Raw genomic sequence first — 24,840 nt, forward strand, 5'->3', positions numbered from 1 at the left:
CAGCTCGGAGATATTAAAAAAATATGTGGTACCCCTTGCTGCACCTTTGTCCCAACGCTTACCGGCACTCATTTCTACTAATCTAACCCCCTTTTCCGGTAAGCAACAGTTAATGCTCACAACCCCCATTACCGCGAACTTCTCCTTCGCCCCTCTCATTGATGCGTTCCGCACCGTCGTACGTGAAGAACTAGCATCCTTATTACAAGCTCCCGCCGCAGTATCGGCAAATGCCGTTGGTGGGATTGAGCTTGCAATGGAAGTTACACGCCTGAGCAAATCCCGTGTCTATGCCCTGGTGCAACAGCGCGGTATCCCTCACAGCAAGCGAGGCAACAAATTGTACTTCAACCGCGCTGACCTGCTAGCTTGGGTGGAGGATGGCAAACGTCAGGAGAAGTAGATGCTTACGTCTCCAACGATGACCGACACACAGACTACCCCTTCGACGAAATCTGCGCGCCGCAAGGGTGATGATACAGCTGGGCACGGTTTGATGGTAAAATCCGCTCCTGCCCTTATTGCCAGTGAAGCCTTATTGCCAAGCGCCGCCCTTTCTCAGCTCCTGGCCGAAGCCAAACTTCTAGCAGAGGTACCGCCCTCAATTTCGTATTCAACCCGTATCCGTACCGCCGCCCAGCGCCTTGCCGAAGCCAGCGAACTGCCTCCGCTAGAGCCACTATTCGGCTGTTTCTGGGAAACGCCGGGTATCGCAATTCTAGCCGGTGACACGGGGGTGGGGAAGAGCGTACTAGCGGTACACCTCGCGCACCTCATCAGTTCTTCTTCTTCGGAGTTGTTGGAGCAGCCGTGTCACACCCGCGAAAAGGTTCTGTACTACGATTTCGAGTTAACTGACCGCCAGTTCAGTAAGCGGTTTGCGCACCTGCCCTTCACCGATGAGCTTGTTCTAGGTGACACCAACCCCCTATCGGAGGACGTTGCGGAGTTCAACTTTCAGCACATAGAGGCCGACCTGGACCGGACGGGGGCACGCATCCTGATATTGGATAACATTACGGCGTTGGCTCTGAAAACCACAGCCGATGCTGATGTAAGTATCAATATCATGAAGGGTCTGAAGCGCCTACAAACTGAGCGCGGGGTATCCAGTTTGGTTTTGGCCCATACCCCTAAGTTACCTTCCGGTCTTCCGCTATCACTCAATAATTTGGCCGGCAGCAAGCACCTATCCAACTTCGCGGATAGCGTTTTCTTTATAGCCCGCTCTGCACAGGGGAACCGTCTGCGATACATCAAGCAGTTGAAAAACCGTACGGACGAGGAGTTCCAAGGAGTAATCGTATGCGAAATGGGCGACGAGGCTGGGTATCTTGGATTTTCACTGGTTGATGTTGGCGATGAGGCAGACCACCTGGACTCCCACAATAGTGAGAACCCTAGCAGCGCCCCCAAGGCCAGCGAAGCAGCTGTACTAGCACAACTCCCTGACCTGCTACAAACTCCACAGACAGCCAGTGTATTAGAAGCAGAACTGGCCCGACGGCTGGGTACCACCACCCGTACCATTCGAACCCGGCTCGCTAGTCTGAACGCTGGTGCAGGATACATTTCAAACCAGGACGGAGTGGTCTGCGCCCTGGCAAAGGCCTCCAGCGGCCGAGAGATGCGGTACTCTCTAGCTCCAGTAATGCAGGCAGCCTAATACTGGCCGCCTGAGTCTACCACTAAAAGGTAACACAGGAAGTTGGAAAGCTGGAAATTAGCCTCGGGGCCTTTTCCAGTCTTCCAGCTTCCAATGTCTGCCCCGCCTTCCAGCCAACTATTTGCATCACCATTCTGCATTCCGTTTCCGGCTACAACCCTATGCCGGCTCCCGGTCGCGCACTACCTGCCCGTCCTGCGGTAAGCCTCGTTGCTTCACCCGCTACATCGATACCGAAACGGGCGAAATCCTGCCCTTCGAGTTTGGCCGCTGTGACCATGAACTCAATTGCGGGTACTTCCGCCACCCCTACAAAGAGCCTAACTATCTTAACGGACATTCTGGTTCTGGCGCTCGACAGCGTCAACGGCATTCCTTCAATACTTTGCGGCCCGCGCAGGAGCAGCAGATCAGCATTGAGGCTTCCTCCATTCCCCCAGAAATTTACCAGGCTTCCCTAGGACACTACGAGCGGAACAACCTGGCCCAACTCCTCCAATCACGCTTTAGGGTTGATGTTGGAGCCGACCTGTGCGCTCGGTTCCGATTAGGAACCTCGTCATACTGGCCCGGTGCGTGCGTGTTCTGGTTGATTGATGAACAAGACCGAGTACGGGGCGGGCAAGTCGTACTCTACGATGAAGGAGGGCACACCGTCAAGGACCCTTACCGGCATACTTCATGGGTTCACACCGCTTTACTCAAAGGCTACCAGAAACGCCACGAACCTGTACCGTCGTGGTTGCAATTATACGCCAGCCAAGGCCCGAAAAGCCCTTGCCTATTTGGTTTGCCGCAGCTAAAAACGGAGGCACCAGACAAGCCCATCGCCATTGTAGAGAGTGCCAAGACGGCCATTCTGGCCACCGCTTATTTACCGGATTTTGTATGGTTGGCGACGATGGGCCTGAGCTACCTAACAGCAGAACGCTTGGCTCCGCTACGACATCGGCGCATCGTGCTGTTTCCTGATGCTGGGGCATTTGATTGCTGGAGCATCAAGGCAATCGAGCTACGTAAAGCAGGCTTCGATATCAGCCTGTTCGCGGGCCTAGAGGACATGGTGACCCCGGCAGAGCGTCAAGCTGGCCTTGATATTGGGGATATATTTCTGCGGGATGCAACGTGCACCCCTGTATGATCACTTTTTCGAGGCGTTTCTATCGTAGAGGATACCCCACCACATTAAAGGGGCCCCGAAGTAGAAGAGAGCAGCCAAGTGACCAGATACTCCTAGCTCTCTGAATATGTAGGCTTCTATCAGCCAGGTGAGGACTGTCAGCACGGGGAAGGCAAGGATGTAGAGTATCCCTGCAAAAGCGAAGAATATGTTTTTAAGAATATTCACCATGTTACTCAGTTGTTTTCAGCCGGGTCGCATCGTAATACTCTTCCTCTAGTACATCAATGCCATCAATACTCACCTCATAGCATACAGTCATCTCACCTGAATCAGTACTAAGCAGAGTTCGCGCTTCGATATACAGGTTCGGGGTAAATCCTTTGCCGGATGCCACAGCAATTCTATCTCCTACTACAGGCAGTGCGCTGGCTATTTTGAAAAATTGTAAAATATGGTTGTAAGCATCTGCCTGGATACGCTTCCACTCAGCCAATTCTGACTGTAATCGATCTGCCCCTTCTGGTGTGCTGTCAGGTTCCGGCCAAAACCGCTTCTCTAAATGAGGTGCCATGCTAGGGCTCCAATCAATGTGTAGAAGTAAGCTAGGGGCGAGGTAGAACTGATCCATACTTTTTCGGGCTGAAGCAAGCAGGAGCGCTTGACCATCAGGGTTCCCGCAAAAATAAGCGTTTTTTGTTTGTGGCATCTTTTTAGATGCCAAGAGTGATGGAATCCAGGCGGAGCTTGCCAGGGTGAAAAATGCTGCTGGCATATTGGCTTTCGGCCGCCACGTCCGGCAACTACGTGAGGAGCGAGGATTGAGCCAGCAGGCCCTAGCAGATGAAGCCGACATCGCCAAGCCTACAATACAGCGTATCGAGAAGGGGCAGGCAGCTGCCACGCTAGAGGTGCTACTCTCTTTGTCGAAGGCGTTGGATTTACCGTTCCGAGAGTTTGCCAACGCACCTGGAATTGACGAATAAGCTTCTGGTGGCTAATTGTCAACCACATATTCAGTAGAAGTTGTAAAAGACTGTGTGGCGCGGATGGAAGGGGCTACTATTAGAGAGGGAGGGGGGCTTTAATCAAATGGAAACGAGATTCTCAGACCGGGTACCCTCTTAGCTTTAGTAGGCTAATTATTTCTCAGTGTGTAAGCTCTGGATGAGGGCAGAGGATAATATGCTAAAAACCAAGTTGAACTGGAGGAAGCCAGCACTCATAACTGATTATGGGTTTGAGCTAAGTAGCGGGGTTAGATAGAGTTGAGCAAACTTGGTGATGACAGACAGGTACTAGCTCCTAACTAGAAATCAACATGCTGTAAATCCCAACGAAATAGAGGGAGAGCATCAATCTCAATACTTTAAATTTTATCTGATTGATGGGTAGTCGGCTACCACCAATCCTTCTCAGATAAATTCCTAGGCTGCTGTCACGAGCCTTGCTATGATGTAGATTGCAGTCAATTTAGCATCTGAAATTATGGCGGCTACCTCTCATTCTACCCTTGTCAATTTCATCTTCGAGCTTGCCAATAAACTGCGCGGCCCCTATAAGCCCGCGCAGTACCGCCGGGTGATGCTGCCCCTCATTGTGTTGCGCCGCCTCGACCTGGTACTGGAGCCAACCAAAGCCGCCGTGCTGGCCAAGCATAAGGAACTGGAAGCCCGTGGCATGAAGCGGGAGCTACAGCACGCGGCCCTGGTGAAAGCGGCAGGGCAGCCGTTCTACAACCTTAGTAAGTACACGTTCAAAACACTGCTGGCCGACCACGAACACTTAGCCCAAAACCTAGTGACATACATCAACGGCTTCTCGTCGGTGGTGCGCGAGGTGTTTCAGCGCTTCGAGTTTGAGAAGGAGATACCCAAGCTGGAAGATGTCAACCGGCTTTACCTCATTCTCCAGGATTTTGTGTCGCCCGATATCAATCTGCACCCCGACGTACTGCCGCCCTGGCAGATGGGCTACGTATTCGAGGAACTGATTCGGCGTTTCAATGAGCAGGCCAATGAGGAGGCTGGTGACCACTTTACGCCTCGCGAAGTGATTCGCCTGATGGCAGCCCTGACCTACACGCACGACAAGGACGTGACTTCTGGCAAGGCGGTGTCGCGTACGGTGTATGACCCTACATGCGGCACTGGAGGAATGCTGTCGGTTTCGGAAGAGTATACACGTGAAATCAACCCTAAAATCAATCTGGAGCTATTCGGGCAGGATTACAACCCCGAATCGTGGGCTATTTGCTGCGCCGATATGCTTATTAAGAACGAGCCGGTGAGCCACATTGCCTTCGGCGACGTGCTGGGCGACGGCAAGAGCTTTGATGGTCACCCCCGCGAGCGGTTTCACTATATGCTGGCCAACCCGCCCTTTGGGGTGAAGTGGGAGCCGCAGAAAAAAACAGTGGAGGAGGAATACACTAAGCTGGGTTTTGATGGGCGCTTTGGACCTGGGCTTCCCCGCATCAATGAGGGCTCACTGCTATTCTTGCTGCACATGCTAAGCAAGATGCACCCCAGCCCATCTAAGGGGGGCGACGGCTCCAAAATAGCGGTAGTCTTCAACGGCTCGCCCTTGTTTGCAGGTGAGCCTGGACCAAGCGAAAGCAATATTCGCCGCTGGATAATTGAAAATGATTTGCTCGATGCCATCGTGGCCCTGCCCGACCAGCTCTTTTACAACACCGGTATCAACACCTATATCTGGCTGGTGAGCAACCGCAAGCCAGACTACCGCCAGGGTAAGGTACAACTCATCGACGCGACGCGGCACTACGTGAAGATGAAGAAGAGCCAAGGCAACAAGCGCAACGAAATTGGCGACGGGTTGGACGGCCGCCCCGACCATATTGCCGACATCGTGCGCCTCTACGACGAGAATAAGGACGGTGGTACCAGCCGCGTGCTAGTAGATGGAAAAATGAAGGAGCTGGTGTGCTCCAAACTATTCGATAACCGCGACTTCGGCTATCTGCGCCTGACCGTAGAGCGCCCCCTGCGCCTAAACTTCCAGGCTAGTCCTGAGCGCTTAGCACGGGTGAGCGAGGCGAGCGAGTTCAAAAAATTAGCCACTAGTAAGAAAAAGCACGGCTCTGAAGCCTTTAGGGAAGAAATTGCGGCTGGTGAAAAGGAGCAGGCTCGTATACTGGCTGCCCTAGGCAAGCTGGATGCGGCGAAGCTGGTACGCAACCGTGACGACTTCTCGGCCACTGTGAAAGCCACTTGCAAAGGTGCTGGTGTAAAGTTGAGCGGTCTAATGCTCAAAGCTATCCTGGCGGCCCTGGCCGAACGCGACCCCACGGCCGACATCTGCACGCTGCCCAGCGGTAAGCCTGAGCCCGACGCCGAGCTGCGCGACACCGAGTTGGTACAGCTACCGCCCACCGTGCCGTTGCCCTTGCCGCTACTTTACACCAAAGATGCCGACAACACTGACCTACTGACTTTGGTACAGCCCCACTTGGCCGCACACTTCGCCCGCGAGGTGCTACCACACTGGCCCGATGCCTGGCCTGACTACACCAAAACCAAGCTGGGCTACGAAATTCCCGTGTCGCGCCACTTCTACACCTACGAGCCGCCCCGCGAGCTAAGCGACATCGAGGCCGACATTAAAGGACTGGAAGGCGAAATCTTGGACATGCTGAAGGAGGTAGCGGTATGAGAAAGTATACAACAACTAAGCCCTCCGGCGTGGAGTGGCTAGGCGACGTTCCCGCACATTGGGAGGTTATAAAGCTGACACGGCTTTTTGACCGCATTGGCAGCGGAACGACACCCAGTACTAATTCAGTAGATTACTACGACGGTGAAATTCCATGGGTAACGACAGCCGAACTACGCGAAACCGTTATTTATGACACTAAGCAGAAAGTAACACAGCTTGCATTGGCTGAGCATAGCGCTTTAAAGCTGTATAAAGCTGGCGCGGTAGTTATTGCCATGTACGGGGCTACTATCGGTCGTTTGGGTATTCTTGGCGTTGACGCTACGCTAAATCAAGCATGTTGTGTCTTCGAAAATCCAATAGGTGTTGATAGCAAATTCTTTTACTACTGGCTTTGGGCCGAACGCCCAACGCTTATCAGCTTATCAACAGGTGGTGGGCAGCCTAATCTAAGCCAAGACCTGTTGAAGCAGTTAAAGATGCCGGTTCCCCCGCTTGACGAGCAACGCGTCATTGCTGCCTTCTTAGATGAGCGTACGGCCCACCTCGACAGCCTCATCCGGCGTAAGGAAGACTTGCTGAAGCTGCTGACCGAGCAACGCGCTGCTCTCATCACCCGCGCCGTGACGCGGGGCCTAGATGTCGTCGCGCCCCTGCGCGACTCTGGGGTGCCCTGGTTGGGGCAGGTGCCGGCGCATTGGGAGGTGAAGCGGTTAAAGTTTGGATTAGCTGCTATTAATCCCGTCGGTTCTAATCTCCCATTGCCCGAAGATGCCCTCGTTTCGTTCGTGCCAATGACAGCGGTTGGAGAATACGGTGGACTCGACCTTGAAATGGAAAAGCCGCTTGATGAGATCGGTAGCGGATACACCTATTTCGCTGATAACGACGTGGTAGTAGCTAAGATCACACCTTGCTTTGAGAATGGTAAAGGTGCTTTAGCAACCGGTTTAACAAACGGCGTAGGCTTTGGTACTACAGAGCTTCACGTACTGCGGCACAATGCAGAAATGGACAGTCAATTTTTATTTCTATTGACTATTTCTGAGCCATTCCGCAAACTTGGCGAAGGCGAGATGATAGGGGCCGGTGGGCAGAAGAGGGTGCCGGAAGAATTTATCAAAAACTTAATGGCACCCTTTCCGCCAATTGATGAGCAACGCGAAATAGCGGCGGCTATCAACCAAATTAACGAGCGCAGCGATAAAATGACTGACATCACCAACCGTGAAATCGCCAAGCTCCGCGAGTACCGCGCCGCGCTGATAACGGCCGCAGTCACGGGCCGTATCGACGTGCGGGCGGAAGTGGCGTCCACACCCGAACCTGCCCTTGTCGACGCGCTATGAAGCACCGCGAAATTCATTTTGAGGCCGCGCTGGAAGCCGCACTCTGCACCTCGGCTGGGGGTTACGTATCGGGTACCTCGCCTCTAGATGCCCGACATGGGTTGTTTGGGGCCGACGTGTTGGCCTTTTTGCAGGTCAGCCAGGCACGGGCCTGGGAGCAGTTGGGAGCCATCCTGGGTGCCGCGCTTCCAGATACGGTGCTCGACACCCTTACTCGCGAACTGGCTCTCAAAGGCGCGCTGCACGTGCTGCGCTATGGCTTCAAGTGCTTCGGCAAAACCCTGCGGCTGGCCTACTTCGCCCCCAACACCAGCCTCAACCCCGACACTGAGGCTCAGTACCGCCTCAACCAACTGCGGGTGCACCGGCAAGTGCACTACCACCCCGATAAGGCGGCGCAGAGCATCGACGTGGTGCTGGCCCTCAACGGCCTACCCGTGGCCACGCTAGAGTTGAAAAACCCCCTCACCGGCCAAAACGCCCAGGATGCCATCCGGCAGTATCAGCACGAGCGTGACCCGCAGGCCCCACTGTTCAAGTTCAAGGAACGGGCGCTAGTGCATTTTGCCGTCGACCCAGACGCCGCCTGGATGACCACCCGTCTGCAAGGGGCCGCTACTGTATTCCTACCCTTCAATAGGGGCTATCAGGGAGGTGCTGGCAACCCACCCGTACCCGCTGGTTACCGCACTCAGTATTTGTGGGAAGAAGTGCTGCAACGCGACTCGCTACTCGACCTGTTGGCCCGCTTCCTGCACCTGCAAACCGATACTACCGTGGTGCGTCTGCCCGACGGCACCACCGTGCGTCAGGTGCGCGAAACGCTCATATTCCCGCGCTACCACCAACTCCAGGCCGTGCGCGGGCTGCTGAGCGCGGCCCGTACTCAAGGTGCGGGGCACAACTATCTCATTCAGCACTCGGCGGGCTCGGGCAAAAGCAACTCTATTGCTTGGCTGGCCCACCGCTTAGCATCGCTGCACGACGCGCAAGACCGTAAGGTGTTCGACACAGTGGTAGTTATAACCGACCGTCTCGTACTCGACCAGCAGCTACAAGACGCCATCTACCAGTTTGAGCACAAGCAAGGTGTAGTGCAGAAGATTGACGAAAATACCCAGCAGTTGGCCAAGGCCCTGGCTGACGGTACGCCCATCGTCATCAGCACCCTCCAAAAATTTCCCTATATCGCCCAGGCTATTGAAACACTAGCCAAGCGTGGAGAAGCCGTAAGTATAGGTACCAAAGACAAGTGCTTTGCTGTGATAGTGGATGAGGCCCACAGCAGCCAGAGCGGCGAGACCGCCCAGGAGTTACACAAAATCCTGAACCGCGACGGTATTGAAGCCACTTTGGCTGAACAGCTGCTCGACCTCGACGAGGATGAGCTTAGCCCTGCCGCCCGCCAAGAGTTGGTGCGCGAGATGCTCAAGCGTCCCCGCCAGCCTAACCTGTCGTACTTCGCCTTCACGGCCACGCCCAAGTTTAAGACCTTGGCCGTGTTCAACGAGCCTGACCCAACCACCGGGCTCCCTCCATTCCATCTGTATTCGATGCGGCAAGCCATTGAGGAAAAATTTATCCTCGATGTGCTAGCCAACTACACGACCTACCGCGCCTACTACGGGCTAATTAAATCCATCAAGCACGACCCGCTAGTGCCTAAGCGGCAGGCCGCCACAGCACTGGCTCGCTTCCTGGCCCACCACCCCACCAATGTGGAGTCAAAGGTGGAAGTCATTGTAGAGCACTTCCGTGCCTATACCCGCCATAAGATTGGCGGTCGGGCTAAGGCGATGGTTGTCACTGGCTCTCGCTTAATGGCCGTGCGCTACAAGCTGGCCTTCGACAAGTATTTGCGCGAGAAGGGATATGCCGACATCCGCACGCTAGTGGCTTTCTCGGGCCAGGTCATTGACCCTGATCTGCCCAATCAATCATACACCGAAGTGGGCATGAATAAAGGCTTGGCTGAGCGGGAGCTGCCTGAACGGTTTGCCTCCGACGATTTCCAGATTCTGCTAGTGGCTGACAAGTACCAGACCGGTTTCGACCAGCCCCTACTGCACACTATGTACGTGGATAAGCGCTTGGCTGGTATCCAAGCCGTGCAGACGCTGAGCCGCCTCAACCGCATGGCTTCTGGCAAAGGCGACACCTTCGTGCTCGACTTCGTGAACGACCCTGAAGAAATATACGCTGCCTTCAAGCCCTATTATGAGCGCACCAACGCTGCCGGCCAGCCCGACCCGCACCACCTCTACGAGCTACAACATCGTCTCGAAGAAGCCCGCGTGTGGGAGCCTACCGAGGTAGATGACTTCTGCAATGTGTGGTTCAGCAACCGCCTCCAGCCCTTGCCTACCGACCACCAGAAGATGTATGCCCTACTGGATAAAGCTGTGGAGCGCTACAAGGACCTACCAGAAGCTGAACAGGACCTATTCAAGGGCCGACTCACCAGCTTCCGCAACCTTTACGCTTTCCTATCCCAAATTATTCCCTATCAGGACTCAAGCCTTGAAAAGCTGCACACCTACAGCCGTTTTCTGCTCACACGCTTACCCGCCCGCTCTGCCGAACAGCGCTACCACGTGGAAGACGACGTGGCCCTGAAGTACTACCGTCTCGAACAGCTCAGCCAGGGTTCTATTAGCCTCACCGTTGGTCAGCCCGCCCCACTCTACGGTCCCACCGATGTAGGTACCGGCCGTGCCCAGGATGCCACTGTGAATCTGTCGCAACTCATCGATAACCTGAATGCTCGCTTCGGTACCGAATTCTTACCCGCTGACCAGCTCTTCTTCGACCAAATTGTGGAAACCGCTATCCTAAATGCACAGCTTCAGGAGGTAGCGCAGGATAACAGCTTGCAAAACTTCGAGTATGTGTTCCGCAAAATGTTTGAGGGTTTCTTTGTAGAGCGCCTGGAAGGAAACGAGGATATTTTCACTCGAGTTTTTGGCGACGCCGAAATGCGCCGGGCAGCAGAGCAATATCTATCTAGTGAAGTGTATCGGCGAATTTTAGAACGAGTAAATGCGCCAAAGGACACCCGTGACGTTTCTTTACCTTTGAGCTAACTTCATTTTACTAGTATGAGTAAGCTAAAAGTTGAAAATTTCGGCCCCATCACCTCTGGCTTCGCTGAAGGTGACGGATTTATGGATTTCCGGAAAGTGACAGTGTTTATCGGTAATCAGGGTACCGGGAAGAGCAGCGTAGCCAAGCTGTTTTCAACTTGCAGCTGGTTAGAGAAAGCATTGTTTCAGGGGCGAGTAAACGCGGACTATATCAAAAAATATAATCGATTTGTTAAGCTGTACTGCGCATACCAAAATTTGCTAAGCTATTTCCGAAAAGACTCCGTAGTTGAATACCGTGGGAAAGCTTACAATTTGACATATCGGAATGAAAAGTTATCGGTAGAGCGCATCGCTGGAGCGCCTGATTATAAGGTGCCGCAGATTATGTATGTTCCGGCGGAGCGCAACTTCCTCAGTGCTGTTGACGAACCTGACAAATTAAAAGGACTACCTCAGCCACTATTGACTTTTTGGGAGGAACTGCGTCAGGCACAGCTAGCAGCCCCGGAGAACCTACAGCTAGCAGTTGGTCAGGTAAAATTTCGGTACGATAAACATCGAAAGATTCCTCGTATCAGCGGTAAAACTGCCGGTGGCGTTGTCTTCGACCTTCGCTTATCAGAAGCGTCAAGTGGATTCCAATCATTAGTTCCGTTGCTGCTAGTGTTGCGAAACCTTGCCTTGCACCATGAGCGCGACAATTCGCGTAGTACGCTAAGCTCTGAAGAGCGCCGCAAGCTGGAAGCAAGAGTGATGGAAATTCTAAATAATCCTAAACTTACTAGCGAGGCACAGGCACTTGCCTTAAATGCTTTGGGAACGCGGTTCCGTACAGAGACGCTGCTTAGTATTGTGGAAGAACCTGAACAAAACTTGTTTCCTGCTTCGCAGAAGGCAATGTTATATCAATTGTTAGAATATGTTAATAAAACCGATATGAATGAATTGACTATAACTACACATAGTCCATATATTATAAATTATCTCACATTAGCTATCAAGGCCCATGAGGTTAGAAATGAAATTGTAGATACGGACCATTACAAGGAATTGCTCAAAAAACTAGCTGAAATAGTGCCTGATAATGCTGGGGTATCTAATGAAGACGTAATAGTATATGAGCTATCCGAAACAGGTCAAATTTCTCGTCTACCTGTGTATGACGGCTTACCTTCTGATGAGAATAAGTTGAACGAAGAGCTAGGCGATACCAATGCCCAGTTCTCTGATATATTAGAACTAGAACAATATGCCCGACGTGGTTGATTTTTTCACCAGCCGATGTGCCGATGGCTCACTTTCAGACGATGTAACCAATGCTGCTGAGTTCGGCTTGTGTGATGACCCACATGTAGCTGGTCAGCCGAAAAAAAGAGCCTACGTAGATGAGCACGACTCGGAGAAATGGATTGCCAGGGTTATCAATCACCCTAGATATGAGGTGACTTTTAAGGGGGTTGATAATTGCATCATAGTTGAGCGGCCAGCAACTGGCCAGCAAGTTGAGAAAGAAAGCAGTTGTGACGGTATCCTACTTTATGAAGAGAATATCATTTTTGTTGAGCTAAAGGACAAAAAGAGAGATTGGTTAAAAGGTGCTGTAGAACAGGTACAAGCTACGATTACCGCCTTCAAAGTCTCGCATGATATAGAAAACTATAAGATGCGAAGAGCTTATGTGGTTAACAAGGCGCAACCACAATTCAATGCGGGGAGAAATCAGCGCGCAAACTCATTTTTCGCAGAGACAGGTATAGTACTACGTCCCGAGGCTACTATCGACTTAACCCCACTACTGTAAAAGCTGAATTGGTAGGATGCTCTGAGCTTGGATAACACTTGTGTAATTCATCGTGTAATTTGAAATGAAATCAGCCACTCAGGTTAATACCTAAGTGGCTGATTCTGAATGAGCGGGAAACGAGGCTCGAACTCGCGACCCTCAGCTTGGGAAGCTGATGCTCTACCAACTGAGCTACTCCCGCGTGGTAAGGCAAAAGTACGGCTGGAAAATCAATTTCCAACTGCTTGCGTATTTCTGAGCTCCTTTGTGTTGTGTTTCACCACCGGCGTGCCGTGCGCCGAATACTAGCTACTTATGTCCTGGCCACTTCCGCCTACAACACGCCGCCTGGTTGGCTGGCTTTTCCTGATTGCCGGTTTTCTGCTGTTGTTGGGGGTAGGGTTGCGGCTGGGTGTGGTGTACTACGAGTACCAGCAGTTGGGTAGCGCGGCCCTGAATTCAACCCGCCTGATCCTGAACCTGATGATGCTGGTAGCGGCTATGCTAATGATACGCTACGGCTGGCGCGAGCGACGCGGCAACGATACCGTGGATTAGCCCCTTACCTTTGCCGCTTTCCGCCGAACTGGTTTTCTGCTATGTCTTTTCCGCTCCGCATTCTGGTAGCCAAGCGCAACGCGGCCACCGCCGCTCAACTCGCCGAACTGGGTCAACGCCTGTTCCATGAAACCTACGCCGACCAAAACTCGGCCGAGGACATGGCTGCCTACGAGGCCGCTACCTTCAATCCCGAGAAACAGCTAAGTGAGCTGCAAGACCCAGACACCATCTTTTTGCTGGCCCAGATGGAGCAGGAAGTCGTCGGCTATGCCAAGCTGAAGCTGCACTCCACCCTCGGCCTCGACCCCAGCAAAACGCCCGAAGAGCGCCTGGAAGTAGAGCGTCTCTACGTTAGTGAAGACTGGATAGGCACCGGACTCGGTGCGGCCATGATGCGCCGTGCCCTGGAAGAGGCCCGCCAGCAGGGCTGCCGCGCTGTGGTGCTGGGCGTATGGGAGAAAAACACCCGCGCTCTGGAGTTCTACCGGCGTTTCGGTTTCCGGCAGATTGGCCAGCACCTGTTCACCATCGGCACCGATGAGCAGACCGACTTTATTCTGCGCAAAGGCCTTCACTAAGGCCCCCTCGCGACGGAAACTGATTAGGTAGAGTCCATTTCTGGCGTTACGCCCATCTGTCTTTCATGTAGTTCAGCTTGATGCCAGTGAAATCAGCGCGGTTTGTTTGGGGTAGGATAAAGCCCCTTTGGTGGGTAGCTGGGCTGCTGATGCTGACCGCCTGCTCATCTGATTCTGGTAGCAGCACGCAAACCACTGTGGCCTTGCCCACGGGCCACTACGAAGGCCCCATCAGCTACCAGGGCACGGAGCTGCGGGTAGCCCTCGATCTGCGTGAGGTAGCGCCCGGCAAGCTGCAGGCCGATGTTAGCTTTCCTCAGGTGCCAGGGCTGGAGTTTGAAGCCACCCGGCTGAAATACCAGGAGCCGCAGTTGCAGTTGGAGCAGGGGGTAGGCGGCATCAGTCTGCAGGCAGTGCGGGAGGGTGATTTTCTGCGTGGCCTACTGAGCTGGGACAGTGTGCGCACCGATTTTGTGTGGGCCCGTCGGGGTGAGGCCGCTCCGCGCCCGTTCCGGGAGGAAACGCTGGCTCTCCGCTCTGCCGCCGGTGCTCAGGCCAGCCGTTTACTTGTTCCCGATGATACTGTAACTCGCCACGCGGCAGTAGCATTGGTAGCTCAGCCCCAAACCCTGGCCGCCGCCCAAACCCGCGCGGCTTACTTGGCGCGACGTGGATTTGTTACGCTGATTGTAACAGTTGCTACCCCAGCTGCACCCTCTGATTCCGGTGCCTACCGTGCTATCGGCACGGCCCTGTCTGCGTTGCGCCGGCACAGTGCAGTTGATTCGGGGCGGGTAGGGTACTGGGTGCGCGGGAGCCTGGCACCGCAAGTGGCCGCGGTAGCTAGTCAGGTGAAACCGGCTGCTTTCCTAGTGATGGAAGCAGCGCCGGCCGCTACCCGCGAGCAGGCCGCCGTCTACCTCCCGCTGAGCCGCCAACGTGTTCCGGTATTAGCTCTGTATGCCGGCCTCGATACTACAACTGACGTGCGAGAGAGTGCCCGGCGCCTCCGTACCACGCTGGGTTACCGCAGTGGCTCCCAGGTGCGCATTTATCCTCAAGCCGGTCCCGAGTTCCTGCAGCGTGGTCGCCTGAGCCCGGATGGACAGTGGCAGTGGCCGAAACCCGCTGAGGGGTATTGGGAAGGACTCGTGGAATGGTTACGACAACGCGGCAAATAGCAACTGCAAGCGGCTTGGCGTAGCTACAGAATCAGCAGGCCTTTTTCCCGGAGCAACTGCCACCCCGGCGACAACAAGAACTGCTCCCAGGGTTGGGGTGCGCCGGAGGGGTAGGAAGCTGCCACATCCTTCAGCAATTGCTTGGTGTCGTAATCGGTGGTTAGGCTGATGAGCAGCTCCTGTAGCCAAGGGCCCAGCACGGCAGGTACTTTCACCTCAAAATCCTCGGCCTGCTCATAAAACGTCAGGACGGCGCGCTGACCTTTTTTGCCGGGCTCATAGCGCAGCTCTGGGGCATTGCCTAGCCAGAACAGGCGGTTGTTGGGGCGAGAGGCATCGGGCTTGCCGGGTTCCTGCAGGGCCTGTTGAATTAGGTGGCGGGGTACGGTGGGCTTGGGCGTCCGGAAATCAAACCAGAAGCTGAGTGGCTCCTGTAGGGCTACTCCGTGCAGGTAGTTATACAGGGCTTTTGTCAGACCAGGTCCGAAAGCCTCGTGGTCGGTGCCCGTGGGGTCCTCGTGCCACAGGTCGTTCCAGGCAAACGGACCCGGTTCGGGGCCCACGGCTGCTACTTTGTACTTGGCAGGGTTCTTACCCACCGGCGAGTGGGCTGTCATCGAGAAGCGGTGCCAGTAGCCACTCTGCACAATGCCGGCCTGAAAGAGCTGCCGCACCACTTCCAAAGAGTCTATGGTTTCCTGGGTGGTTTGAGTCGGGAAGCCGTACATGAGGTAGGCGTGCACCATAATACCAGCCTGGGTAAAGCCATCCGTCACGCGGGCTACCTGCGCAATGGTCACGCCCTTTTCCATAAGCGCCAACAACCGGTCAGAAGCTACTTCTAGGCCCCCACTCACGGCAATGCAGCCCGAGGCAGCAAGTAGGCGGCACAGGTCGGGGGTGAAGGTTTTCTCGAAGCGGATATTACCCCACCAGGTAATACTTACCTGACGTTTTAGGAGCTCAATGGCCAAGTCGCGCAGGGCCAGGGGTGGGGCAGCTTCATCCACGAAGTGAAAGCCCGTCTGGCCGGTTTGGGCAATTATTTGCTCGATGCGGTCTACCAACAGGGTAGCAGGAGCCGTTTCATAGCGGCTAATATAGTCTAGCGTGACGTCGCAGAAGGAGCAGCGTTTCCAGTAGCAGCCGTGGGCCACCGTGAGTTTGTTCCAGCGCCCGTCGCTCCAAAGCCGGTGCATAGGATTTAGCACCTCAATCACCGACAAATACTCGGTCAGGGGCAAATTGGAGTAATCTGGTGTGCCTACCTCTGGGTGAGGGACATCCGGGAAAGGCTGATTGATGTACTCGACTTCACCAGCCTCGTTCCGCAAAAATGTGCGCTGCAGTTGATCAGTGACCGGTTTCTGGCTTCTTGGCAAAGTAGCGGTGTATACCTGAGGATAACTACCAATTGCTTCTTCCTGATAACTGGCAACCGGTAGCTGATACCTTGTATCTGACAACTGGCAACTGATAGCCTCCAGCAGGCGCAGCCAGGGGCCTTCGCCATCATCCAAGGTCAGGTAGTCGATGTAATCGAAAAAGCGAGGCTCCTTGATGGTTCGGAGCTCTGTGTTGGGGTAGCCGCCGCCCATGAGGGTTAGGGTGCGGGGGCTGATTTCTTTAATGCGGCCGGCCAAGCGCAAGGCGCCATACAGATTGCCGGGAAAAGGCACCGTAAACCCGGCTACATCGGGCTGCACGCGAGCTACTAGCTCATCAAGCAGCTCCTGCAGCATCTGGTCCAGTAGGTTCGGTGGGGCCTGCAGGGCTTCGTGCAACCCATCGAAGGTAGTAGCCGACATAGCCAGCTTTTCGGCGTAGCGCGAAAAGCCAAACTGCGGGCCTACGGTTTCCTTGATCAGGTCGCCGAGGTCCTCCAGATAAAGTGTTGCAAGGTGTCGGGCCTGATCCGTGAGGCCCATAGTGCCAAAAGCCGATTCCAGATCGGCTACGTTATCAAAGCGGCCGGCCTCGGGCAGAAAGCGCGAGTGGCAGATGCGCGGGGCCAGGGTATTGTCTTTGTTCTGCAGAAACCGAATGACCGGCCCAATGGTGCTCAGGTAGCTCTGCTTCAGGCGCAACATGCGGCGGGCATTGTCGCTTAGCTCGAAGTCACCTGTTTCAATGGCCCGGAACACGCGTGTCAGCCCTTCCTTCGAGAACAGCTTCAGCACCAGCTCCAGCCCCAGATCGGCCTGAGTTACGTGGTAGCCGCGCCCTCCCAGAAAGCCCTTCAGGTAGGCAGTAGCCGGATACGGCGTGTTCAGCTGGGTGAGCGGCGGGGTAACAAGCAGAATGCGAAGCGAAGATGACACGGGCGCTGGGTCAAAAAGAACCACAAAGATACGTGGGTTTAACCCGTAGCCTGCGGGCTCCGTTCCCCGGTGCTGCCCGTGCCTACAGTTTTCCTACCCCCTTAAAACACGAAAGAGCCCCGAAGCGCTGGTAGCAGCTTCAGGGCTCTTGGTAGTAAGTAAAGCGTGCGTTACGCCAGTTGATCGAGGGAGAGGCGCTTGGGCATCAGGTCGCGGCGGAATTCGCTAACGGAGCGGCCCGTTACCTGCCGGAATTGGTTGCTCAGGTGCTGGCCAGAGCTGTAGCGCATTTGCTCGGCAATTTCGCTCAGCGTCATTTCATTGTAGCTCAACATTTCCTTTACACGCTCAATTTTCAGGCGGATCAGGTATTTCTCAATGGTAAGGTTGGCCGTGCGCGAGAACACCTTGCTCAGGTGCGAGTAGGTAGCGGCAAACCGGTCGGTGAGAAAGGCGGAGGTAGTCAGGGGCATGCGCGCTGTGCGCAGGTGCTCCAGGTACTCTACCAGGGCGCTCTTGATTTGCTCGGTGAGCTGATCGGCGCGGCCCATCAGGACATCGAAACCAGCTTCGCGCAGGATGGGAGCCACAGAGGCCGGGTCAACCGGTGTGCTCTGATCTAGCTGCGCCTTGCCCAACGTTACGTCGGTGGGGCGGTAGCCGGCCTGTTCCAGAAGACTGCGCACGGCTTCGATGCAGCGTGGGCAAACCATGTTTTTGATGTGGAGGAGCGTCGTTTTCACGGATGTTGAGTTGAGTTCAGCCGCGTTGCGGTTCGCGTGGGTTTACGGGTAGTGGTTGAGTTTGGATTAGACCGCGGACGCCGCACGGGTTCCGCTTGTTGTTCTGCCCAATCGTTACCAAACCAGTTGGCAGCCGCCCAATTTACAAAGGGTACGACCCCTAGAAATGTTACGGACAGTAGCCAGAAAAATACAAAGAATGCTCCGAAGAGCCGGCCAAAGAAATGATTCTGCACCCCAAACAAATACGCCACCAGCGCCAGCGCCAGTAAAAAGCTGATGCCTGCTAGCAAGGCAGCCCGCCGGAATAAGGCGGCAGAAGTGACGAGTTGAAGGGTGGAGCGGTTCATGGCGACGAAGAAAGGAAGACAAAGATAGAAGTCTGTCCTACTTAAGAGCCGCCGAGGGCCAGGGCACAGGCAGCGGTTAGGAGTAACAACAAAGCATAACGGATGAAGTTGGTTGTGGTGGTAGAATAGGGCGGTAAATGCGGGAAATCATCATACGTAAAAACCAGCGGCGCGGTCAGCCGTACAGGCCAAAATACTACACGTCTTTCTTCTCTACCCTACCAAGCCCATGAAAACCTCTGTTTTTCTTCGTCTTATAGCTGCCACGGCTCTGCTGGCCGGGCCTCTTACTGCCTGCAATACCGGCAACGAAGCCGGTGATACTAACGTGGAACGCGGCGCCGCCAAAGATTTAGGTATGGATACCAACATGCCTGGCCAAAACTTGGGGGCTGATTCTGCTACCTCCGGCCTCAGTGCCGATACCGCCAAAACGCCCACCGGCCGCCAAGTGTATGAGGAAGGCGCCGACCGCAAAGACCGCAACAACGATGGCCTAGCCGACTAGCTTTTCCTACCCCTCGCAACACGCCAAACGGCCCGCCTCCCCAAGGGAAGCGGGCCGTTTGGCGTATCAACTCTAATGGTTTGCTTGGTTTAGTTGAACACGAAGCCGTTCGGGCCAATATTCACCGAGAAGGAGTCAATGGCGGTGTACGCATTGCCAGGAGCGCCGGTCCGGTAGCGAATGACTTTATCCGTGCTGGTAAAGGATGCTACGCCGCCGTACACGGTGCGGTCCACAGGGTCAACGGCCAGGGCGTAGAAGTTTCGGCGGATAATAGGGGAAGTAGCTAAGGTAGCGTTGCCAACTGGATAGAGGTACACCCCATTCTGATAAGTGTAGAACAGCTCGTTCTTAGTCCCATTAATTGTCAGACGATTGGGGGAGCTAAGGTTCGAAGGCATTTCGAGGGTAGTAGCAACCGTCAACTGACCAGGAATAATCTTGGCAAGGCTACCTTTAGTGGTGCGGGTATAGTCCACAGAGTAATCAGCATTATAAGCCACTTTGCCACCGCTTAGCACCCACACGTTGCCCTCAAAATCCTGGGCCAAGCTGTTCGGCGAATCACCCACCGTAATGGTACCTTCTACTTGGTCGGTAGTGGTGTTGATGACGGTCACGGTGTTGTCGCCGCTGTTGGTTACGTAGAGGCGGTTGCCTACCAGCAGCAGGCGCTCGGGCTGCTTTCCTACCGTAATGGTTTTGGCTACCGAATAGCTGTTCAGGTTGATAACCGATACTTGGCCAGGTTGCCCATCGTACGCTATGGTTTCTGTTACGTAGCCCTTGCTGCCGTTCGCCACAAAGTAGCGGGGAAGCTTTAAGTTCTCTACCTTACCTACCCGCTTGAAATTGGGCAATGATACTGCCTCCAGCTTGTTGCTATTGTTCACCACAATGTAGGCGGTGGAACCCTGCAAGCTGATGTTCTGGGCCACATCGCCCAGCGACTCTTTATTGGCAGCACTGAAAGCCGACTTGTAGAGCACTTCATTGGTGTTCTTGCTGAACACACTTACCTCAGCATTAGCCTTCTGGAAGTTTCCTTCGTTAAGAACCAGCACGCTGTTTGAAGGGATATCGACCGCTTCGGGCTCGTCATCGGAGTCGCAAGAGGCTAGGCCCAAAGCCAGGACGGAGCCGAGCAGCAAGCGCGCGGCAGAAGAGGGGAAGGTGGAAAAAAGCGTCATGGAGAAAAAGAAAAAAGATGAATGAAATAGATAGCGCGGCCAAAGCCGCTGCTTAGCGCCACAGTACCCGCAGGCTCAGTGCGCCGTGGCGCAGCGGCATGGCGCGGTTGTCGTAACTCTGGTAGCTGAGGTTCGTGAGGTTGTAGCCCTGGGCCAATACCAGCAGCTTCCAGCTGGGCGCCACGGCTATGGTGCGGCCAACGGTAGCGTTTAGCAGCAAGTAGGAGGGTAGGAAATCGGTGGCTGAGGCATCGGTGTAGCGTAGCCCAGTGAAATTCAGAGTAGTATTGAGCTGCCAGCCGTGCCACAGGTGGTCGGTGCTGAAGGCTGCCGTGTGTAAGGGGGTGAAAGGCAACTGGCGACCAACCGGGTCAGAGTCGGCAGCAGTGCCTTTGGTTTTCTCGGAGTGCGTGAAGGCGTACGAAGCCCGCGCCGTAAGCTGGTAAGCTCCTGGCTGCCAGCCTAGCTGCGTGCTGGCTTCCAGGCCTTGGGCCCGCACCTGCCGCAGGTTTCGCGGCGACCAGTAAGTAGCGCCCGGCGTCCATTGCACCCAGTTATCTACTAACTGCCGATAGCCTGTCAGCTCGGTTTGCAGGCGGAGGTGTGTCGGCTCCAGGGTTAGCACATGCACTACCCCTCCTTCGTAGCCCAATCCTTCTTCAGGTAACAGATCGGGGTTGCCGCCGGGGCGCCAGTATCGTTCATTCAGGGTAGGAACGCGGTAGCTGCGCGATGCGCTAGCTTTTAAGCTGACAGCGTGTTGGGGCGTCTCTAGCGCAACCCACTCGGCGCCGGCGGTGGGCGTTAGCGGCGGCTGCCTACCCGGCAACACCGCTTGACGCACATTCAGGGACAGGCGCAGGCGGGGCCGTGGGTCGTAGCGAAACAGGGCAAAGCCAGAAAAGCGGTTCTCCGTGCGAGGCCGTGCGCCGTACCCATCTACCTGCGCCTCAAAGTGCTGGGCTTCGGCGCCCACCCGCAACGAAGCATTAGGCGCAAAACCCCACGTATGCTCGGCTTGGGCCTGGGTCGTGCGCACCTTCGATTCGCTCAGGCCGCTTACATCGTCGCGGTAGTTGATAATGTCCTCGAACCAAGCGGCGCGTGCTGTCCACTCGTGGCGGGTGCTTACGTAGCGGTAGCCAGCCATCAGGCGGCGGCTCTGGTCTCGCTCCTGGGCGTGGGTGTTGTTGGTGCCAATGCCGGGCTGAATCTGCCGGTCAGCATCCGTCAGCCAGACGGCGGCTAGCAACTCTCCACGCTGCCCCAGGCGCAACGTAAAATCCTGGGTTAGGCTGGCTTGCTGCAGGCCCGCATTTACCTGCTGGCGACGGGTGCGGCCTTCGTAGTAAAAGAAGTCGTTATCGGCCTGGCGGTAGAGCAGACTGGTGCGCACGGCAAGTTTCTGGTTGCTGAAGTTCGCTTCCAGATTTCCTGCCCGTAGCCCAAAGCTGCCGTAGTCGGCCTGCATGCTGCCGCGCCACCCTGCGCCCCAGCGCGTTTGGGAGGAAAGAAGCACTGTGCCGCCCACCGCGCCATTGCCGTAGGTAGCACTGGCCGGTCCCGGCTGAATATCAACTTGCGTAGCACCGCTGGTAGGCAGTAGGGCAAAGTCGGCTTCCCCTAAGGAGGGCAAGTTGATGTTGAAGCCGTTCCAGAGCACGGCCGTATGCCGGGCCGAGGTGCCCCGCATGGTAATAGAGGCCAGTTGCCCTGGTCCGTAGTTTTTCAGGTAAAGCGCCGTGCGGGCGTTGAGTACATCGGCCAGCGTACCGGTGCGGTAGGTGGTCAGGGCCAATGAATCCAGCGTAAAGCGGCGGCTGCCTACCGCAAACCGGTCGGGCCGCACACCAGGTACCCGCACTAAGGGCAAGTGCTGAGTACGAGCTGAATCAGGAGCCGGCAACCCCGATTGGGCAGCTGCCGGCAGGGTAGCAGTGACTCCTAAAGCCGCACCCAGGAGCTGTGGATAGCACCGCAGGCAGGAAACAAAACGCATCTTCCGAACCAAATTTTCGCAATCGAAAAATTCAGTTCAAAACTTCGTGGTCAGATCAGCAGCCGGGCTGCTACCCCTTCCCCGAAGCCGAGGCCGAAAACAGATAGTTATTCTGCGCCGCCGAAGCGCCGCTACTGTATTCATTCTCCGCCCTTCCTCCGCAGGCGCTGAACATAGAAAATGTAAAGGCAGGTCTCCTGGCTTGCTCCGGGCGCGTCGCCTTCCCATTCCTCCGGCCCGCGCTAGCAGAGCCTTCGTTGAAACAGTGGCCGGTGATGACGCGCCGACTCATGAAGCGTACAGTTGCGGGGACAGCTCCGGAATTTAACCGGATTCCCTTTTCAGCCTCGCCCCGCAATTAGGGTCTGGCCACCTCTACGGCGCAAAGGTAAGGCAAAGTGAGGATAGAAGTTAAAAGCTGGCAGGTTGGAGTAACAACAAGGGGTAGGGCCCCCCGACTAACCGTCCCCGTAACCTTCTGTCGCCAATGCGGTACCACCTAGCGCCTACCCCGTTTCTACTCCATGAAGCTTCCCGCTACGTTTTACCGCCGCCCCGACCCCGTTGCTATTGCCCGCGACCTGCTGGGCAAGTACCTGTTTACCCGCATCAATGGCGTGCTGACTGGCGGTCGTATCGTGGAAACCGAAGCCTACGCCCACCTCAACGACCAAGCGTGTCACTCGCACCTAGGCCGCTATACCGCCCGCACCAAAGTAATGTATGAGCCTGGCGGAGTAGCCTACACTTACCTCATCTATGGTCGTTATGTGCTCTTTAATATCATTACCAACGATGCCGGTAAGGCCGATGCCGTTCTGATCAGGGGGCTGGAACCTACGGAGGGTATACCGGAAATGCTCCTGCGTAGAGATATGAGTCAGGTACGGCGTAACCTTACCGGCGGCCCAGGTCTTCTAACCCAGGCGCTCGGCATCACCACAGCGCACTACGGCCTCGATGTAACCGGCGACACTATCTGGCTAGAAGACAAAGGCGAGGTAGTGCCCGACGCAGAAATACTCGCCTCGCCCCGCGTGGGTATTGATTATGCCGGCGAAGATGCTGCGCTGCCCTGGCGCTTCCGCCTTAAAAGCAGCCCCTGGACCAGTCCAGCGAAATAGGAAGTTTCCCGTTCTTAACCTGCCTACCTCCTCTTATTTATTCGAAGTGCCAGGGGGCGTTATATTAGTAGTAAGCACCTTGTTATAGAAGGTAAAACCCCAGCAGAAGCCACCAGTTATTCACAATTGGTGGCTCCTGCTGGGGTTTGAATAGTTCGAAGAGGTAGAACGGCTGCTAATATGTTGTCCCTTAGTCATCATGACCGACCGTGCGGTTGGCTTAGCCGTTACAGCTTCTCACACACCAATACCATCAGCTTGCCTTCCAGATTGGTGGTAGCAAACAGGTACAGGTCGCCGCCTTCGCGGATGCCAGTGCGGTGACGGAACTCAGCTACGGTATCCGGGAAGTTACGGGTTGTGACGTGGGCCCGGACTTCCGGGCCCAAATGGGCCCGTAGCGCCTGTCCATCGTACTTCTCCACAGCCCGGATGCGGAAAATGCGGCCAGGAAATTCTGACCGTAGTGTATCGGAAGTGTAAAGGTGGCTATGCTGGTGCAGCTTCAGCATCTCGAAGGCCGTACCAACGCTGCGGAAAGCGCCGGCTTTCAACACCGCCACGTTAGGCTCATAAAGGTATTGCTGGGGCTCGGCGTAGCGGGCAACGGCGCGGGCCTCGCGCGCTCGGTTCAGCCGGAACTCCTGCTGCTGGCCGGTACGCATCAGGTTTACGGTAAATCGCTCCGGGTCAACAGCTGGCTCCGGACCTAGCTCGTACAAAACTTCCTTGCACTCGTTATCTACAGCTACTACCCACAGCCGCCGCACGTGCCGCAGCTCCTGAATAGCTTGCTCAATATCCAGCATAGGTGAAGTTTTCAGCAGCACACTGCGGCCTTTCTGCAGAAGCAGGGGCATTAGCCGTAGCACGTCGGGCTCACAGTCCTGCAGCCGGAAAATCTTCTTGGCCGCCGTATCGCGTCGGGCCGGATCAAGGTAAATCCAGTCGAAGGTGTCAGCAGTGTTGCGCAGAAAATGAACGGCATCTTCCGTATGACACGTCACATTCTGGATACCTAATTGGGCCAGGTTAAAACGCACTACCTCCGCCAAGGCCGCGTTGCGCTCCACGTAGTGCACTTCGGTTACGGTAGCTGCAAAGTGAGCCGAGTCAACTCCAAAGCCACCGGTTAAGTCGGCTAGGCGCTGGCCTTGCACCAGCGAAGCCTTAAAGGCCGCCGTGCGGGCCGAGGAGGCTTGCTCCACGGAAAGGGTAGGGGGAAATACGAGGTCGGGGTTATCGGCCCAGGCCGGCAGCTTGGTGCGGGCTTTCTGGCGGGCCTGAATCTGGCGCACCAGGTCTGGGACGGGGAGGCCAGGATAGCGGCGGGCCTGCAGGGCAAGTTGGGCGGGGTCGTCGTGCAGATGGTCGGCAACGTATTGCCGAGCCGCTGCCGGCAGCGGGTATTCCATGTAGGGTTCCTACGAAAATGCGGCAGGCCCGGACGTAGCGCCGGGCCCGACTAAGAACAACGGATAATCAAACGTAAGCAGAATTGGGCAAGAGCCGCCAAATATGCATATCGAGAGGGTAGGCACAGGCAAAAAAGAAGCACTCCAACCAAGGAATACCTTCAATGGCAATTCCCTGGTTGGAGTGC

Annotated in this window: 22 protein-coding genes, 1 tRNA gene and 1 riboswitch; of the genes, 14 read left to right on the forward strand and 9 right to left on the reverse strand. The window is 55.4% G+C overall.

The annotated features are described in order from the left end of the window. Window positions 1–46: 46 nt before the first annotated feature. The 3 genes from DNI29_RS03415 to DNI29_RS03430 all read left to right on the forward strand — a co-directional run bounded on the left by DNI29_RS03415 (window position 47) and on the right by DNI29_RS03430 (window position 2,807). Complete coding sequence (locus DNI29_RS03415; RefSeq protein ID WP_123823052.1) at window positions 47–403, forward strand: helix-turn-helix domain-containing protein; 357 nt, start codon at window positions 47–49, stop codon at window positions 401–403. 18 nt (window positions 404–421) lie between these two features. Then, window positions 422–1,666: an AAA family ATPase gene (locus DNI29_RS03420; protein WP_162303493.1), complete on the forward strand. Its 1,245-nt coding sequence runs from the start codon at window positions 422–424 to the stop codon at window positions 1,664–1,666. Between the two features lie 121 nt (window positions 1,667–1,787). Next, a complete protein-coding gene (locus DNI29_RS03430; protein ID WP_123823053.1) occupies window positions 1,788–2,807 on the forward strand; it encodes a DUF6371 domain-containing protein in 1,020 nt (339 codons plus the stop codon). On the opposite strand, the gene DNI29_RS03435 is transcribed toward DNI29_RS03430, so the two are convergent. After that, window positions 2,808–3,017, reverse strand: a complete 210-nt coding sequence (locus DNI29_RS03435) for a hypothetical protein (RefSeq protein ID WP_110976656.1) — start codon at window positions 3,015–3,017, stop codon at window positions 2,808–2,810. It abuts the gene before it with no gap. Window position 3,018: 1 nt separating this feature from the next. After that, entirely contained in the window at window positions 3,019–3,561 is a 543-nt protein-coding gene (locus tag DNI29_RS03440) for a hypothetical protein (protein ID WP_238387986.1), read from the reverse strand. Here DNI29_RS03440 and DNI29_RS03445 point away from each other — a divergent pair. The 6 genes from DNI29_RS03445 (at window position 3,542) to DNI29_RS03470 (ending at window position 12,700) form a co-directional block, all read left to right on the forward strand. Then, entirely contained in the window at window positions 3,542–3,772 is a 231-nt protein-coding gene (locus tag DNI29_RS03445) for a helix-turn-helix domain-containing protein (protein ID WP_162303494.1), read from the forward strand. The two genes, DNI29_RS03440 and DNI29_RS03445, sit on opposite strands and share 20 nt — an antisense overlap. A gap of 502 nt (window positions 3,773–4,274) precedes the next feature. Further along, window positions 4,275–6,461, forward strand: coding sequence for a type I restriction-modification system subunit M (locus DNI29_RS03450; protein ID WP_110976659.1), 2,187 nt, complete (start codon window positions 4,275–4,277; stop codon window positions 6,459–6,461). Continuing rightward, on the forward strand, window positions 6,458–7,813 hold the full coding sequence (locus tag DNI29_RS03455; RefSeq protein ID WP_110976660.1) for a restriction endonuclease subunit S: 1,356 nt from the start codon (window positions 6,458–6,460) through the stop codon (window positions 7,811–7,813). The genes DNI29_RS03450 and DNI29_RS03455 overlap by 4 nt, the downstream gene beginning before the upstream one ends. Further along, complete coding sequence (locus DNI29_RS03460; RefSeq protein ID WP_110976661.1) at window positions 7,810–10,896, forward strand: type I restriction endonuclease subunit R; 3,087 nt, start codon at window positions 7,810–7,812, stop codon at window positions 10,894–10,896. The genes DNI29_RS03455 and DNI29_RS03460 overlap by 4 nt, the downstream gene beginning before the upstream one ends. A gap of 15 nt (window positions 10,897–10,911) precedes the next feature. Continuing rightward, window positions 10,912–12,165, forward strand: coding sequence for an AAA family ATPase (locus DNI29_RS03465; RefSeq protein WP_110976662.1), 1,254 nt, complete (start codon window positions 10,912–10,914; stop codon window positions 12,163–12,165). Continuing rightward, window positions 12,149–12,700, forward strand: coding sequence for a hypothetical protein (locus DNI29_RS03470; RefSeq protein ID WP_110976663.1), 552 nt, complete (start codon window positions 12,149–12,151; stop codon window positions 12,698–12,700). Before DNI29_RS03465 ends, DNI29_RS03470 begins: the two co-directional genes overlap by 17 nt. Window positions 12,701–12,811: 111 nt before the next feature. On the opposite strand, the gene DNI29_RS03475 is transcribed toward DNI29_RS03470, so the two are convergent. Then, window positions 12,812–12,884: transfer RNA gene (locus DNI29_RS03475), tRNA-Gly, on the reverse strand. 113 nt (window positions 12,885–12,997) lie between these two features. Between DNI29_RS03475 and DNI29_RS03480 the strand changes: the two genes are divergently transcribed. The 3 genes from DNI29_RS03480 to DNI29_RS03490 all read left to right on the forward strand — a co-directional run bounded on the left by DNI29_RS03480 (window position 12,998) and on the right by DNI29_RS03490 (window position 15,002). After that, entirely contained in the window at window positions 12,998–13,240 is a 243-nt protein-coding gene (locus DNI29_RS03480; protein ID WP_110976664.1) for a hypothetical protein, read from the forward strand. A 41-nt stretch (window positions 13,241–13,281) separates the two neighbouring features. After that, a complete protein-coding gene (locus DNI29_RS03485; RefSeq protein WP_110976665.1) occupies window positions 13,282–13,821 on the forward strand; it encodes a GNAT family N-acetyltransferase in 540 nt (179 codons plus the stop codon). Between the two features lie 149 nt (window positions 13,822–13,970). Beyond that, on the forward strand, window positions 13,971–15,002 hold the full coding sequence (locus tag DNI29_RS03490; protein ID WP_110976666.1) for a dienelactone hydrolase family protein: 1,032 nt from the start codon (window positions 13,971–13,973) through the stop codon (window positions 15,000–15,002). A 23-nt stretch (window positions 15,003–15,025) separates the two neighbouring features. Here the strand turns inward: DNI29_RS03490 and DNI29_RS03495 are convergent, their stop codons facing one another. The 3 genes from DNI29_RS03495 to DNI29_RS03505 all read right to left on the reverse strand — a co-directional run bounded on the left by DNI29_RS03495 (window position 15,026) and on the right by DNI29_RS03505 (window position 18,416). After that, on the reverse strand, window positions 15,026–17,323 hold the full coding sequence (locus DNI29_RS03495) for a B12-binding domain-containing radical SAM protein (protein ID WP_110976667.1): 2,298 nt from the start codon (window positions 17,321–17,323) through the stop codon (window positions 15,026–15,028). 170 nt (window positions 17,324–17,493) lie between these two features. Further along, complete coding sequence (locus tag DNI29_RS03500) at window positions 17,494–18,066, reverse strand: AraC family transcriptional regulator (protein WP_110976668.1); 573 nt, start codon at window positions 18,064–18,066, stop codon at window positions 17,494–17,496. After that, window positions 18,063–18,416, reverse strand: coding sequence for a hypothetical protein (locus DNI29_RS03505; protein ID WP_110976669.1), 354 nt, complete (start codon window positions 18,414–18,416; stop codon window positions 18,063–18,065). The genes DNI29_RS03500 and DNI29_RS03505 overlap by 4 nt, the downstream gene beginning before the upstream one ends. Before the next feature lie 229 nt (window positions 18,417–18,645). Between DNI29_RS03505 and DNI29_RS03510 the strand changes: the two genes are divergently transcribed. Beyond that, the gene (locus DNI29_RS03510) at window positions 18,646–18,924 is read left to right on the forward strand and encodes a hypothetical protein (RefSeq protein ID WP_110976670.1); all 279 of its coding nucleotides are present in this window, start codon (window positions 18,646–18,648) and stop codon (window positions 18,922–18,924) included. Window positions 18,925–19,013: 89 nt separating this feature from the next. On the opposite strand, the gene DNI29_RS03515 is transcribed toward DNI29_RS03510, so the two are convergent. Both DNI29_RS03515 and DNI29_RS03520 read right to left on the reverse strand, forming a co-directional pair. Continuing rightward, complete coding sequence (locus tag DNI29_RS03515; RefSeq protein WP_110976671.1) at window positions 19,014–20,114, reverse strand: YncE family protein; 1,101 nt, start codon at window positions 20,112–20,114, stop codon at window positions 19,014–19,016. A gap of 52 nt (window positions 20,115–20,166) precedes the next feature. Next, window positions 20,167–22,113, reverse strand: a complete 1,947-nt coding sequence (locus DNI29_RS03520; protein ID WP_110976672.1) for a TonB-dependent receptor — start codon at window positions 22,111–22,113, stop codon at window positions 20,167–20,169. A 170-nt stretch (window positions 22,114–22,283) separates the two neighbouring features. Continuing rightward, a riboswitch (cobalamin riboswitch) is annotated at window positions 22,284–22,505 on the reverse strand. Window positions 22,506–22,637: 132 nt separating this feature from the next. Between DNI29_RS03520 and DNI29_RS03525 the strand changes: the two genes are divergently transcribed. Then, entirely contained in the window at window positions 22,638–23,237 is a 600-nt protein-coding gene (locus DNI29_RS03525; RefSeq protein ID WP_110976673.1) for a DNA-3-methyladenine glycosylase, read from the forward strand. A gap of 227 nt (window positions 23,238–23,464) precedes the next feature. Here the strand turns inward: DNI29_RS03525 and DNI29_RS03530 are convergent, their stop codons facing one another. Then, a complete protein-coding gene (locus tag DNI29_RS03530; RefSeq protein ID WP_110976674.1) occupies window positions 23,465–24,652 on the reverse strand; it encodes a THUMP-like domain-containing protein in 1,188 nt (395 codons plus the stop codon). Between the last annotated feature and the right edge of the window lie 188 nt (window positions 24,653–24,840).

The organism is Hymenobacter sediminis, assembly GCF_003231285.1.
Classification (GTDB): domain Bacteria; phylum Bacteroidota; class Bacteroidia; order Cytophagales; family Hymenobacteraceae; genus Hymenobacter; species Hymenobacter sediminis.